Consider the following 12,501-nt stretch of genomic DNA (forward strand, 5'->3'; position numbering starts at 1 on the left):
GGGGCGATCCGCGACGCGGCTGGGACTTCGTCTCCACCGGACGCGGGGATGTGCCGTGGGAGGAAAGCTTCAGGGCGTTGACCGCCATCGGCTATGACGGACCGATTTCCGTTGAGTGGGAGGATGCGGGCATGGACCGGCTTCAAGGTGCACCGGAAGCCCTCGCCTTTTTGAAGAAGTTCGATTTCGCCCCGTCCGAAACCTCCTTCGACGCCGCCTTCAAACAGTGATCTCCGGTCTGGCGTGGACGAATACTGCCACGTCGCTACAAGACAAAGAGCCAATGAGATCGACTGCGAATTTACCCTTAGGCGATGGAATTCGGCGCATTGTAGGGGAACCGGCATCACAGACGTCACTAAAAATCTCAAACAATTTGTTCATCGAAACAGTCATCCGATCAAGCCCAGTAACCTTCAGTGAAAAGACAAGCGGAAAGAAACAAGTCAGCGACAGATACATGACGGCAGCACGGGCAGGAGAACTGGCTGAAGGTGCTACTGCTTCGGTAAACGGTGAACTCACCAGACGGAGCTTCCTCCGGCCAGAACGAAGCGAGGTGAAATGCATTTCTTCAGCGACACATCGTTAACGGAACTATACTTGCTTCTTGTCGCATTTGGTTTATGTTCTCTGATTGGCATTGAACGGCAGATCCGTCAAAAGAGCGCTGGATTTAAGACGCACGTATTGGTCGGAATAGGGGCCGCCGCGTTCACACTCATTTCCAGTTTCGGATTTAATACAGTTGTAGGACAAGACGTAAATCTCGATCCCTCTAGGATATCGGCCCAGATAGTCAGCGGCATAGGGTTCCTGGGTGCAGGCGTGATCTTCATGCGCAAAGACATTGTGAGGGGACTTACAACAGCCGCCACCATTTGGGTAACAGCTGCTGTCGGTATGGCCTGTGGGGCAGGAATGCTCTCGTTAGCCATCTTCCTCACCTGTCTGCATCTCGTCGGTCTTGTCGTGCTACCGCCGCTCATTAGCAGAATTCCGACCGCCGATAGAAACCAAGTTCTTAGAGTAGATTATGTCGATGGACAAGGCATCTTGCGCTTGATTCTTCAAAACGCGACGACATTGGGCTTTACCGCATCCATTCTCTCAAGCCGTCGGCAGTCCTCTGCAGTGCCAGCAAACGTGTTGATGGACATCAAATTTCGAGGTCGTCCTCCACTTCGTGACTTGGTTCCCACCATTGCGGAAACTCAAGGCGTTAGAGCCGTATGGTTACGAGACGAAGAAGATGACAACAACGATGAATAGCCCCAAAGGGTAAGTGGCGAGGCAGAGTTCCATGTCTCAAGAACCGGATTCGAACTGGACGCGATCCATTATGATGACGAGAATCGCTGCAATGTTGTGCAACCGCTGCATCTGCTTCGCTTAAGTGTTGTTAAAACCAACAAGTGGGCAAGCTCATCAAATGGTCGGATTTGACTCAATGGACAGCTCCGGCCTGGAATTCACTTGACGCATTTGCTTAGTGGTTTGGTTTTCTCGATCATCGGATCTTCTGTCTCCTCCCGGTGGGCAGGGTACAGCTGGGGACTTGGGACACGTACGGGTTCCGCGCGGAGCCGATGTTGTTTGCCGGTGCGGTAATAACGGTTGCCTGGAGGCATTGGCCGGTGGTCCGGCGCTCGCGGCTCTGTTGACTGAATCCGGAGGAGATGCCCATACCAGCCAGGATGTGGTTCGCCTTGTCCGCGCGGGAGACACAGCGGCAATCCAAACGATGCGCCAGGCCGGCCGCGATATCGGAGACGTGCTCGCAAGCTGCGTCAATCTCATCAATCCGTCCGTGATCGTCATCGGTGGCAGCCTTGCCCAGGCTGGGAGTACATTCTGGCAGGAATCCGCGAAATCGTATACAAGCGATCGCTGCCACTGGCGACGGAGCATCTGCGAATCCTTCCATCGGTGTCCGGTGAACGGGCTGGCGTGTTGGGAGCGTCGGTCATGGCGATCGGCCACGTACTCGCCCGAATCAATTGAGACCGCCAGCCTCCAGGTTGTCGACGACTGACACAAATCGATGGGCCCCGTGCCGGACGATATCGTTGAGAGCACTATGACTCTTAGCGTGGCCACGGACGGATCGTCCGACGGAATACTGCCTGTCCTGCCTGATTGGCTGACTGTCATGCTGGGCGCGATCTATGTGATCATCGCTATCGCCGCGCTCGGCATCATTCCAGGAAACCGCCGTCCATCCTCTGCCATGGCATGGATACTGCTGATCCTGTTCGTGCCCTATGCCGGCGTCGTGCTGTTCCTGCTGTTCGGCAGTATCAGCATCGGCCGGCGCCGGATCAGGAATCAGGCCCGGGCGAACGAGATCATCCGCGACAACACGACAGCCGCCGAGTTGCGGGAAGAAGACTACAAGGGTGCAGAGTGGTTGCGGAGCGTCGTCGCGCTTAACCGGTCCCTTGGCGCATTGCCCAGCCAGAGCGGCAACAGCGCGGAATTCTGTCACGACTACACCGATTCCATCAGCGACATGGCAGAGGAAATTAATAAGGCGCGCGATTACGTAAACGTTGAGTTCTACATTTTGTGTCTCGACAACAGCACGGAGGTTTTCTTCCGGGCATTGGAGCAGGCGCACCGCAGGGGCGTGAAGGTGCGTGTGCTGTTCGACCACATTGGGTCTCTTCGGGTGCCCGGTTACCGGCGTACGCTCGCGAGGCTTAACAATATTGGGCTGGAGTGGCGCAAGATGCTGCCAATTCAGCCGTTGAAGGGTCGCTGGCGTCGTCCTGACCTGCGCAACCACCGGAAGATCGTCATCGTCGATGGCCGTGTTGCCTTCATGGGATCACAGAATGTTGTCGATGCCAGCTATAACCGTGGCGGCAATCGACGGTGGGTGGATTTGATGACGAAGGTGGAGGGCGACGTCGTCGCGGCACTCGACACGGTCTTTGCCACTGACTGGTATAACGAGACTGACGAAATTCTGCTCGAGGAACTCCAGCCCTATCGCAGGGACGAACGTCCCGGCGAAGTGACGGCGCAGGTGGTGCCTAGTGGTCCGGGTTTCGCCACGGCAAACAACCTCCAGTTGTTCAACACGCTCATTTACTCCGCCCAGGAACGCATTTCCATCACCAGTCCGTATTTTGTGCCGGATGAATCGCTACTGCGGGCAGTGACCACGGCGGCCCAACGTGGCGTCAAAGTGGAATTGTTCGTATCTGAGCGCGGCGACCAGTTTTTGGTCCAGCATGCTCAACAGTCGTATTACCTTGCACTTCTTCATGCCGGCGTCAGGATCCACCTTTATCGGAAGCCCTTTGTCCTGCATTCCAAGCATTTATCCATTGATGACCGCGTGACGGTAATTGGCTCAAGCAACATGGATATGCGTTCGTTCGAACTGAACCTCGAAGTAACGCTGATGCTGCTTGGTGCCAACACCGTACAAAAAATGCGCGACGTCGAGGAAACCTACCGCGCACGTTCCCGTGAGCTTCTGCTCGAGGAGTGGACGACACGCTACCCGCTGGTGAAGTTTGTGGACAACGTCGCGAGGCTGGCCGCTGCCGTAGTTTAACGGTTTGCAAAATAAGGGTGCCGTCCTTACGGTTTATAAGTATGCTTAGAGTCTGAGCTACTAACTATTTCTGGAGGAAATTATGCGCGGTAAAAGTCTAATTTGGACCATCGTAGGAATCTTGGCAATCGTCGCACTATTGATGTTCATCTTCTAGGAACAATCTCTCACCACCTTCGCCGGTGTACCGTTCCTAGGTGGACGGTACACCGGCGATTTTGTTTTCCCGGAAGGCATCGACAAACAGAGCGTGGTCACGGCGGACACGGGCCGCGTACTCCACTGCGAAGTCAACAATCTCCTGGATGAACTCCTCGCGCCTGTCTCCGATCACCTTTGTGATGGCTTCTTCGGTCTGGAACGGAACAAGATCATGGTCGCTGTCCTGATCAGAGGCGCAGTGAACCTTGGCCGTGGCACGTCCCAGATCCGCCAGCACCGGGTCAATTTCCGAGGGCTCAGTCAGATTGTCCCAGCTGAGGTCCCGCTTGTACGGGGAGAGCTCGTCGACGACGAACCCAACGCCGTCGATGGTGGTGTAGCCGAGGAACGCGTCGGTGTGCACCTGGAGCGAACGCTGGCTGATGACCGTCCGGTGGCCATCGTGCTCGAAATAGTTCCGGACCCGTTCATCGGTGACCACGCGGCTCGGAGCGGCAACATTGCCCTGCTTGAGTGAGAGGACAATGTCGTTTTCCTGCGCCTCGTTGAAACCTTCGATCAGCACGTTATAAGCGGGCAATCCGGCGCTGCCGATGCCGAATCCCTTCTTTCCGACGATGTCCTTGATCGTGTAGAAGACTTCGCGTCCTGACTTCTTCGAATCGGGGATCGTCTTCAAATACTCGTTGAAGGCTGCCTCGACCTTGGCATATTCGGCCTCGCCCAGGCGCCGTGTTTTGCGGTCTTCGCGGAAGTGCCGTTCGTGGTTCTCCACCAGGGTCATAGCATCGAGCAGATCTGTCCGGCGCGACGATTTGGCCGCCTGCAGGACGTCGTGGATGGTGCCTTTAGTGTTGTTCAGACGCAGCGCGAAGTCGTTCTGCCCGGCGTCGGCGTAGTAATTTACCTGCTCCAGGTAAGCGGTCAGGTAGGTCCGGGCCAAGTCGCGCACAGCCCGCTCCGGCAGTGCCTTTTGCCAGCTGAGCAGAGCCAGCGATGTGACGAAACGGCGCAGGTCCCAGGAAAAGTGGCCCAGATACGCCTCGTCGAAGTCGTTGATGTCGAAGGTCAGCGAACCCATGCTGCTCATGTAGGTACCGAAATTCTCGGCGTGGAGATCTCCGTGGATCCAGATCCTGTCGGTGCGCTCGTCCGCCCACGGATCCTCCATGGCGTGCATGTCGGCGTAGAACAGGCACGCGCTGCCCCGGTAGAAGGCGAACGGATCGGCAGCCATTTTGCGGAATTTGGTGCGGAAACCATGCGGGTCGGCCTCCATCAGGGAACTGAATGCGTTCACCAGGGTACGGGCGATCATCTCTTGACGTTCTTCTGTATCCACCATTCACCCAGTCTAGGAGTCCGACAGCGCAGACACCCAGCGGCAAGGGTTCCGCAACGAAAAAGCCGGGGAACGACGTCGTGACGTAGTGTTCAACCATGCAGTCACCGGTGCAGGAATATCTCGAGTCACTACTCCGGAAAATCGCCCCGGACGATTCCGGAAACGTCGCAAGCTACATTCCGGAACTGGCCGACGAAAACCCCGACCAGTTTGGCTTGTGCCTGGCCACGATGGACGGCAACGTCTACGAAGTCGGTGATGCGCAGTCGGAGTTCACGATCCAGTCCATTTCCAAACCGTTCACGTATGGCCTGGCGCTGGCCGATCACGGGACTGAAGCGGTACGGAAGAAGATCGACGTCGAGCCGTCCGGTGATGCCTTTAACGAGATCAGCCTGGAGCAGGGAACAGGCCGGCCCCGAAACGCCATGATCAACGCGGGCGCCCTGGCCGCCAGCTCACTGGTGACAGGATCGTCCGACGACGACAGGTTCGAGCGCCTCCGCAGCACCTATTCCGCCTACGCCGGCCGGGAACTCCAGCTCGACAAGCAGGTTTATGAATCCGAGCGCCGGACCGGGGACCGCAACCGCGCGATCGCCTATCTGTTGAAGAACCAAGGCATCATCGAGGAGGACGTCGACTCCGCCACGGAGCTGTACTTCAAGCAGTGTTCGGTCAATGTGACCTGCCGGGATCTCAGCATCATGGCCGCCACGTTGGCCAACCAAGGCGTGAATCCCGTGACCTCCGAGCGCGTGCTGGCCCCGGAGTTGGTGGAGCACGTACTCAGCGTCATGACCACCTGCGGCATGTATAACGACGCAGGCACGTGGGTGGCGGAAGTCGGCTTGCCGGCAAAGAGCGGCGTCAGCGGCGGAATTCTTGCCGTGTTGCCGGGGCAGATCGGCATCGCCGTCTTTTCCCCGCGGCTGGATCAGCACGGCAACAGCGTCCGCGGCGTCGCCACCTGCCGGCGGTTGTCATCCGAAATGGAACTGCACTTTATGCATGTCTCGCGCAGTGCACGCTCGGCCGTCCGCGCCACCTTCACCTTGGATCAAGCACCGTCGCGCCGGCTTCGGACTCCAAAGGAGCAGCACATTCTGGAGGAGAAGGGCGACAAGGTGCGGATCCTTGAGCTGCATGGCGATTTATATTTTTCCGGGGCGGAGAGCGTCGCGCGGACGGTCACTGAACTGACCGGTTCGCTCGACCTGATCGTTCTTGATATCAGCTCCGTTGAAGACTTCAGCGCGGTTGCCCGGCGAACCTTCTCGAAGCTTCAGGAGAACATTGCCGCCAGCCACTGCCGGTCCGTCGTCGTCGATCCGGATGGGATTCTCTTCTCTGAGGACCGTGGGTCCGGGGAGGCCGGAGAGAACCGGGGAGCGCACAGCGCGCCGGCAGATGGCGGTCCAGCCGTTTTCATGGGCGTGGATTCGGCAACACAGTGGTGTGAGGACTGGATTATTGCCAAGTACGGCGAGCCCACGGGCGGGGAGGGACGCCTGGCGTTCGGCGAGCACCCGCTGGCACAGGAGTTATCGCCGGAATCGGTCGCCATCCTGCAGGATTATTTTGAACAACGCGATTACGACGACGGCGAAACAGTAGTTGCGAGGGGAGCCGAACCCGGTGGGATCTTCCTCGTCATGTCGGGAAAGGCACATTCCACGATTCCGCAGGATGCAGGCGGAACGAAGACGATCAATGTATTGACGTCGGGAACCAGCTTCGGCGAAGTGGCGACCATGAGCGGGGCTCCGCACGCCACAGATATCCACGCGGACGGAAATTCCTCATTGGAAGTGCTGACGCCCCAGGAGTACGAACGACTGCGCCGGGAAGCCCCAGAGGTGGCGTTGGAACTTGCCGAGCGGCTCGTTCAGGTTGCCTCAAAGCTCGTCGATCGGGCTACTGCCGCGCTCGCCGCCCGTTGAGCCCGGAGCCGCGGTGGACTATATGCTTGAAGCCATGACCTCCGCGCTTCCCGATGTATCCGACGCCCGTGCCCGCCTTCTGGAATTGATTAAGGAACTCGCCGTAGTGCGCGGCCGCGTGACTCTTTCCAGCGGGAAAGAAGCAGACTACTATATTGACCTGCGCCGCATCACGCTCCATCATGAAGCGTCCAAACTCGTCGGCCAGGTGATGCTGGACCTGCTCGACCGCGCGGGCCATAACGATTTTCAGTCTGCGGGAGGTCTCACGATGGGGGCGGATCCGGTTGGTGCAGCCGTCATGCATGCTGCAGCGGACGCCGGCCGTGCTGTTGACGCCTTTGTTGTCCGCAAAGCACAGAAGTCATACGGAATGGGCCGCCAAGTAGAGGGTCCCGACGTCAAGGGCCGCAAGGTCATCGCGTTGGAGGACACCTCGACGACAGGTGGTTCAGCACTGACGGCGGTCGAGGCTTTGCGGAACGCAGGGGCCGATGTTGTGGCGGTTGCCGTGATCGTGGACCGCGATACAGGAGCGAAGGAACGCATTGAGAAGGAAGCGGATATTCCGTACCTGTTCGCGTTTGGCAAAGATGAACTGGGGCTGGACTAACCATGACTGTCCTTCTACGCGCCGTTACCGATGCTTGAGCACCGCCCGCAACGAGGCTGATTTCTAGACCTGCTCGATCAGTTCCGCCACGGATTGCGCAATCTGATTCGGCCGGAACGGGAAGGCGTCGATGTCTTCCTTGCGGGTGATTCCGGTCAGCACCAGAACGGTATGAAGGCCAGCCTCCATGCCCGCGATGATGTCGGTGTCCATCCGGTCGCCGACCATGGCTGTCGTCTCGGAGTGTGCGTCGATCTGGTTCATCGCCGAGCGGAACATCATCGGATTCGGCTTGCCCACCACATAGGGCTCGCGCTTGGTGGCCGTGGTGATCAGGGCCGCGATTGCTCCGGTGGCAGGCAACGGACCATCCTTCGAGGGCCCGGTCGCGTCCGGGTTCGTCGCGATGAAACGGGCACCGTCGATGATCAGCCGGATAGCCTTAGTGATGGCTTCAAACGAATAGGTGCGTGTTTCGCCGAGCACAACATAGTCGGGGTTCTGGTCGGTGAGGACGAAGCCCGCCTCATGCAACGCCGTCGTCAATCCGGCTTCCCCGATGACATAGGCGCGACCGCCGGGCAATTGGTTTTTCAGGAACTGCGCGGTGGCAAGGGCGGAGGTCCAGATATTCTCCTCCGGAACGTCCAGTCCGGAGCCCTTCAATCGGGCGCGCAGGTCGCGAGGGGTATAGATCGAGTTGTTGGTCAGCACGAGGAAGCGTTTGGAGGTGTCGACCCACCGCTGAATCAGTTCGGACGCCCCCTCGATCGCCTGGTTCTCGTGCACCAGTACGCCATCCATATCCGTCAGCCAGCACTCAATGTGCTCGTTTTCCCGCATCGTGGTCCCTTCGCTAGGTATGGACATCAGGTCAAGTCTTGCACCTTAGGGTTAAAGCGTGAAAGAGAACGACGGCGGCACACCCGCCACTACCGCATCTTACCCACCGGACCCGGCTGCTGGCCCTGAGCCAGCCGCGTTAGGCGAGGCCGTAGCAGGCGAGCCCGCGTCAGACCAGCCCGCGACAGGCGAGGCCGCGTCAGACGGGGCCGCCGTGCGGGGCTTGACTGTCGGCGTCGGGCCTTGGCAGGGGCAGTGGCCGGAAGGGGACCGTTACGACGTGGAGCTGTTGACCAACGGGGATACCCGCAATGTCGTGGACGAGTACCGCTACTGGAAGCATGATGCGATCGTCGCGGACCTGGATTCAAAACGGCACAACTTCCATGTCGCCATCGAAAACTGGCAGCATGACCTGAACATCGGCTCCGTTGTCCGCACTGCCAATGCGTTTATGGCCAAGGAAGTGCACATTATTGGACGACGCCGGTGGAACCGCCGGGGAGCGATGGTCACCGACCGTTATCAGCACGTGCGCCACCACCCGACGGTGGAGGAGTTCATCGAATGGGCTCATGGCGAGGATTTAAGGGTCGTCGGGATCGATAACTTTCCAGACTCCGTTCCACTCGAAACCTATGAGCTCCCTGCGAATTGCGTACTCGTACTTGGCCAGGAGGGAACCGGGCTCACGTCGGAAGTGCATGCGGCGGCCGATAGCACGTTATCCATTGCCCAGTTTGGCTCGACCCGCTCCATCAATGCCTCGGCAGCGGCCGCGATTGCCATGCATTCCTGGGTGCGCCGGCATGTCTTCGGACAGGGTGTTCAATGAAGCGGCCAGACCAATGAAGCAGAGTAATCAGTAACAGGAGGAAGTCATCGTGTGGGAGAACTTGGGAATTAGCCCGGTGGAGGCACTTATGGTGGCGGTGTCTGCCATCGGGATGTACTTCACCTTCCTTATCCTGATCCGGTTGCTGGGGCAGCGGGTACTGGCGAGCATGTCCAGTTTTGATTTGGCCGCAGTCATCGCGCTCGGCTCCGTGGCCGGACGTTCGATTCTTGGATACACGCCAACATTGACCGCTGGAATTATTGGGGTTGCAACACTGCTGGCAATGCAGGCCATCACCGGCAGGATCCGCCAAAGCCGCCGTGGCTCCGCCATTGTCAGCAACCGTCCGCTACTGCTGATGGCCGGTCGTGAGGTGTTGATAGGAAACCTGCACCACGCGCACATGGTTGAAGATGAACTGCACGCCAAACTGCGCCAAGCGGGAGTGCGCGCTACGTCCGAAGTCGCTTGCGTAATCCTCGAATCCACCGGCGCAGTGTCTGTATTGCATCGCGGCGAACTCATCGAGCCTGATCTGCTCAGAAATGTTCAGGACGCCGGGGCAATCCCACCGGAGCTGATAGGACCATCGCAGCGGGCATGAAAGTTCACACTCTCCGTTATGCCCCGGGACTCGTTAGGATTGAGTCAGCCCCTGCTATATCTCCATCTTCAAGTTACGAGGAGTTCGTATGCCCATCGCGACACCAGAGATTTACACCGAGATGATCGACCGCGCCAAGGAGAGCAAGTTCGCGTACCCCGCGGTCAACGTCACGTCTTCCCAGACGCTGAACGCTGCCCTTCAGGGGTTTGCGGACGCCGGTTCGGATGGGATCATCCAGGTTTCCACCGGCGGTGCTGCCTACTGGTCCGGTTCCTCCGTCAAGGACATGGTCGCCGGGTCCCTCGGCTTCGCCGCTTTCGCCCGCGAGGTCGCCAAGAAGTACGACGTCAATGTTGCTCTGCACACCGACCACTGCCCGCAGGACAAGCTTGACAGCTTCGTGATTCCGCTGCTGGAGGCCTCCGAGGCAGCCGTTAAGCGCGGCGAGGACCCGATCTTCAACTCGCACATGTGGGACGGCTCGGCCGAAACTGTCGAGGAGAACCTGCGGATCGCCGAGGACCTGCTGGCCCGCACCGCTGCGGCCAAGATGATCCTCGAAGTCGAGATCGGCACTGTCGGCGGCGAGGAAGACGGCGTCGCCAATGAAATCAACGACAAGCTGTACACCACTGTTGAGGACGGTCTGAAAACCATCGACGCGCTGGGTTCCGGCGACAAGGGCCGCTACATCACGGCGTTGACGTTCGGTAATGTGCACGGCGTTTACAAGCCGGGCAACGTCAGGCTCCGCCCGGAGATCCTGAAGGAAATCCAGGACGAGGTTGGCCGGAAGATCGGGAAGGAACTCCCGTTTGACCTCGTGTTCCATGGCGGATCCGGCTCCAGCCAGCAGGAAATCTCCGACGCGGTTTCCTACGGCGTGATCAAGATGAACATCGATACCGACACCCAGTACGCGTTCACCCGCCCGGTGGCCGGCCACATGCTCGCCAACTACGACGGCGTGCTGAAGGTCGACGGTGAGGTCGGCAACAAGAAGATGTACGACCCACGCGTCTGGGGCGCCTCGGCCGAGAAGAGCATGGCTGCCCGCATTGTCGAAGCAGCCGAGTCACTCGGCTCTGCCGGCAAAAAGCTCTAGGAAGGAGCTGTATGTCTGACATGCTGGGCAAGAATCTGTTGGACGGTCCGGAGCCCACGCTGCTTCCGGAGGAGCGCGACGTCGTCGCCCGCCTTGAAGCCGGCGACGAGGCCGTGGATCTGGCGGCCAAGTACCCCAAGTCGTCGTTGGTGTGGGCCATCCTCGCCGATGAAGCCTACGACGAGGGCAGCACCATCGAGTCCTACGCGTACGCCCGCGTGGGCTACCACCGCGGACTTGATGCCCTGCGTGGTGCCGGTTGGCGCGGCCACGGGCCGGTACCGTACACACACGAACCCAACCGTGGATTCCTGCGGGCGCTGTATGCGCTGGGACGGGCCGCAGGCGCGATCAACGAGGCGGAGGAAGCCGAACGGATCGCGAAGTTCCTCAACGACTCCGATCCGAATGCATTGGCCGAACTGAGCAAGTAGGCCGAACATCGGCAATGGAAGGGTCCGGCGCCATGGCGGTGCCGGACCCTTCCTGCTGTTCTCAAGTGCTGTCGGTCATGAGAACCTCGATTGCTGGACCAGGTTTTCCGCCTCTTCGGTTTCCGGCTTCCGCAATAGCCGCATGCACATCAGCGCGTAGGCGCGGGCCGCCGTCGTCAATTCATCAACTCCCACTGATTCATCCCGCTGATGGGCTTGATCATTCAGGCCGCCGGGGCCGAGGACGATGGTGTCGACGCCGAAGTGGCGGGCGATGAATCCGCCGTCGCATGCCGCCGTCCAGCCTCCCACCGGACTTTCCCCACCGCCCGCGTCGGCGATTGCCTCGACCGCCGTAGCGACGACGGCGCTGTCGGGGTCAGTGCGGAAACCGGGCATTTCCATGGTGACTTCGAGGTCGACGCTGATCCCGTCGGAATCAATACCAGCGGCGTGGATCTGCTCCAACAACGCCTCCGCGAGCTGCTGGGGATCCTCGCCGGGCATCAGGCGCCGGTCCAACGACACCGAGCAGGCCCCCGCGACAATTGCCGTCCCGTGTCCACCCTCGATCCTGCCCACGTTCCAGGTGCCATGACCGAGCAGCGGGTCGGGATCCTGGGCCAGGCGTTCGCCATCCTGGCGGATCAGTTCCAGGATTTTCGACGCGGCGTCGATGGCATTGCGGCCGTCAGCGGGCTTTCCGGAATGGGCCGGGATGCCGGTCACTGTCAGTTCAAGATAACTGTCCCCGCGGCAGCCGATCACCGTCTCAAGGTCGGTTGGCTCAGCCACGATGCAAGCGGAATAGGACTGCGGGACAGCGGACGCGGTAGCGGCGGAGCTAAGGACCGGCGGGGCACCCGAAGCAGTCGGTTGTCCCGCCGACTGCCCGGCTTGCTCGACGAAGACTCGGATGCCTAGGTCGAGATCCTCTTCGTCGACCGTGCAGACCAGCTGGACCGGTCCGGACAGGTGGTTTCCCGCCCGTGCCAGGGCAGCCATTGCCAGAACGACGGCGGCAAGCCCGCCTTTCATATCCG

General features: G+C 59.6%; 13 protein-coding genes and 1 pseudogene. 10 read left to right on the forward strand and 4 right to left on the reverse strand.

Translation table 11 applies throughout. The annotated features are described in order from the left end of the window. Positions 1–230 (forward strand): sugar phosphate isomerase/epimerase family protein (locus Y707_RS24555; RefSeq protein WP_035780918.1); only part of this gene is annotated, 230 nt, incomplete at its 5' end. Here Y707_RS24555 and Y707_RS30590 read toward each other — a convergent pair. Further along, complete coding sequence (locus tag Y707_RS30590; protein ID WP_155852834.1) at positions 220–525, reverse strand: hypothetical protein; 306 nt, start codon at positions 523–525, stop codon at positions 220–222. The genes Y707_RS24555 and Y707_RS30590 overlap by 11 nt on opposite strands. A 39-nt stretch (positions 526–564) precedes the next feature. Here Y707_RS30590 and Y707_RS0108710 point away from each other — a divergent pair, with 39 nt between their 5' ends. From Y707_RS0108710 to cls, 3 genes and pseudogenes are all read left to right on the forward strand, one after another. Further along, positions 565–1,272 (forward strand): MgtC/SapB family protein, encoded by a 708-nt coding sequence (locus Y707_RS0108710; protein WP_026534796.1) that lies wholly within the window; start codon positions 565–567, stop codon positions 1,270–1,272. Positions 1,273–1,534: 262 nt separating this feature from the next. Beyond that, positions 1,535–2,004: pseudogene (locus Y707_RS24560) on the forward strand (ROK family protein); the annotation flags it as partial. A 76-nt stretch (positions 2,005–2,080) separates the two neighbouring features. After that, entirely contained in the window at positions 2,081–3,568 is a 1,488-nt protein-coding gene (cls, locus tag Y707_RS0108720) for a cardiolipin synthase (RefSeq protein ID WP_051441823.1), read from the forward strand. 193 nt (positions 3,569–3,761) lie between these two features. Here cls and Y707_RS0108725 read toward each other — a convergent pair whose 3' ends face one another. Beyond that, on the reverse strand, positions 3,762–5,075 hold the full coding sequence (locus Y707_RS0108725) for a DUF2252 domain-containing protein (RefSeq protein WP_035780920.1): 1,314 nt from the start codon (positions 5,073–5,075) through the stop codon (positions 3,762–3,764). 95 nt (positions 5,076–5,170) lie between these two features. Here Y707_RS0108725 and glsA point away from each other — a divergent pair, with 95 nt between their 5' ends. Both glsA and pyrE read left to right on the forward strand, forming a co-directional pair. Continuing rightward, positions 5,171–7,018 (forward strand): glutaminase A, encoded by a 1,848-nt coding sequence (glsA, locus tag Y707_RS0108730; RefSeq protein WP_026534800.1) that lies wholly within the window; start codon positions 5,171–5,173, stop codon positions 7,016–7,018. Between the two features lie 34 nt (positions 7,019–7,052). After that, a complete protein-coding gene (gene pyrE, locus Y707_RS0108735) occupies positions 7,053–7,631 on the forward strand; it encodes an orotate phosphoribosyltransferase (protein WP_026534801.1) in 579 nt (192 codons plus the stop codon). A gap of 63 nt (positions 7,632–7,694) precedes the next feature. Here pyrE and Y707_RS0108740 read toward each other — a convergent pair whose 3' ends face one another. Beyond that, positions 7,695–8,501, reverse strand: coding sequence for an HAD-IIA family hydrolase (locus Y707_RS0108740; RefSeq protein WP_051441799.1), 807 nt, complete (start codon positions 8,499–8,501; stop codon positions 7,695–7,697). A 187-nt stretch (positions 8,502–8,688) separates the two neighbouring features. Between Y707_RS0108740 and Y707_RS24565 the strand changes: the two genes are divergently transcribed. From Y707_RS24565 to Y707_RS0108760, 4 genes are all read left to right on the forward strand, one after another. After that, positions 8,689–9,309 carry a TrmH family RNA methyltransferase gene (locus tag Y707_RS24565; RefSeq protein ID WP_035780922.1) on the forward strand — a complete coding sequence of 207 codons (621 nt, stop codon included), beginning with the start codon at positions 8,689–8,691 and terminating at the stop codon, positions 9,307–9,309. A 49-nt stretch (positions 9,310–9,358) separates the two neighbouring features. Further along, the gene (locus Y707_RS0108750) at positions 9,359–9,916 is read left to right on the forward strand and encodes a DUF421 domain-containing protein (protein ID WP_026534803.1); all 558 of its coding nucleotides are present in this window, start codon (positions 9,359–9,361) and stop codon (positions 9,914–9,916) included. Between the two features lie 88 nt (positions 9,917–10,004). Then, complete coding sequence (gene fbaA, locus Y707_RS0108755; RefSeq protein WP_026534804.1) at positions 10,005–11,024, forward strand: class II fructose-bisphosphate aldolase; 1,020 nt, start codon at positions 10,005–10,007, stop codon at positions 11,022–11,024. 11 nt (positions 11,025–11,035) lie between these two features. Further along, on the forward strand, positions 11,036–11,458 hold the full coding sequence (locus Y707_RS0108760; protein ID WP_026534805.1) for a DUF3151 domain-containing protein: 423 nt from the start codon (positions 11,036–11,038) through the stop codon (positions 11,456–11,458). Positions 11,459–11,533: 75 nt separating this feature from the next. Here the strand turns inward: Y707_RS0108760 and Y707_RS24570 are convergent. Next, positions 11,534–12,501: M20 family metallopeptidase (locus tag Y707_RS24570; protein WP_253905111.1), on the reverse strand; the 968-nt coding region annotated here is incomplete at its 5' end.

Origin of the sequence: Arthrobacter sp. H14, from assembly GCF_000520495.1 — a bacterium.
In the GTDB taxonomy this organism is placed as follows: Bacteria; Actinomycetota; Actinomycetes; order Actinomycetales; family Micrococcaceae; genus Arthrobacter_C.

Coding starts and splice junctions, on each gene's coding strand:
- glsA (WP_026534800.1), top strand. CDS start 5,171: ATGCAGTCACCGGTGCAGGAATATCTCGAGTCACTACTCCGGAAAATC.
- cls (WP_051441823.1), top strand. CDS start 2,081: ATGACTCTTAGCGTGGCCACGGACGGATCGTCCGACGGAATACTGCCT.
- pyrE (WP_026534801.1), top strand. CDS start 7,053: ATGACCTCCGCGCTTCCCGATGTATCCGACGCCCGTGCCCGCCTTCTG.
- Y707_RS0108760 (WP_026534805.1), top strand. CDS start 11,036: ATGTCTGACATGCTGGGCAAGAATCTGTTGGACGGTCCGGAGCCCACG.
- fbaA (WP_026534804.1), top strand. CDS start 10,005: ATGCCCATCGCGACACCAGAGATTTACACCGAGATGATCGACCGCGCC.
- Y707_RS0108725 (WP_035780920.1), bottom strand. CDS start 5,075: ATGGTGGATACAGAAGAACGTCAAGAGATGATCGCCCGTACCCTGGTG.
- Y707_RS0108710 (WP_026534796.1), top strand. CDS start 565: ATGCATTTCTTCAGCGACACATCGTTAACGGAACTATACTTGCTTCTT.
- Y707_RS0108740 (WP_051441799.1), bottom strand. CDS start 8,501: ATGTCCATACCTAGCGAAGGGACCACGATGCGGGAAAACGAGCACATT.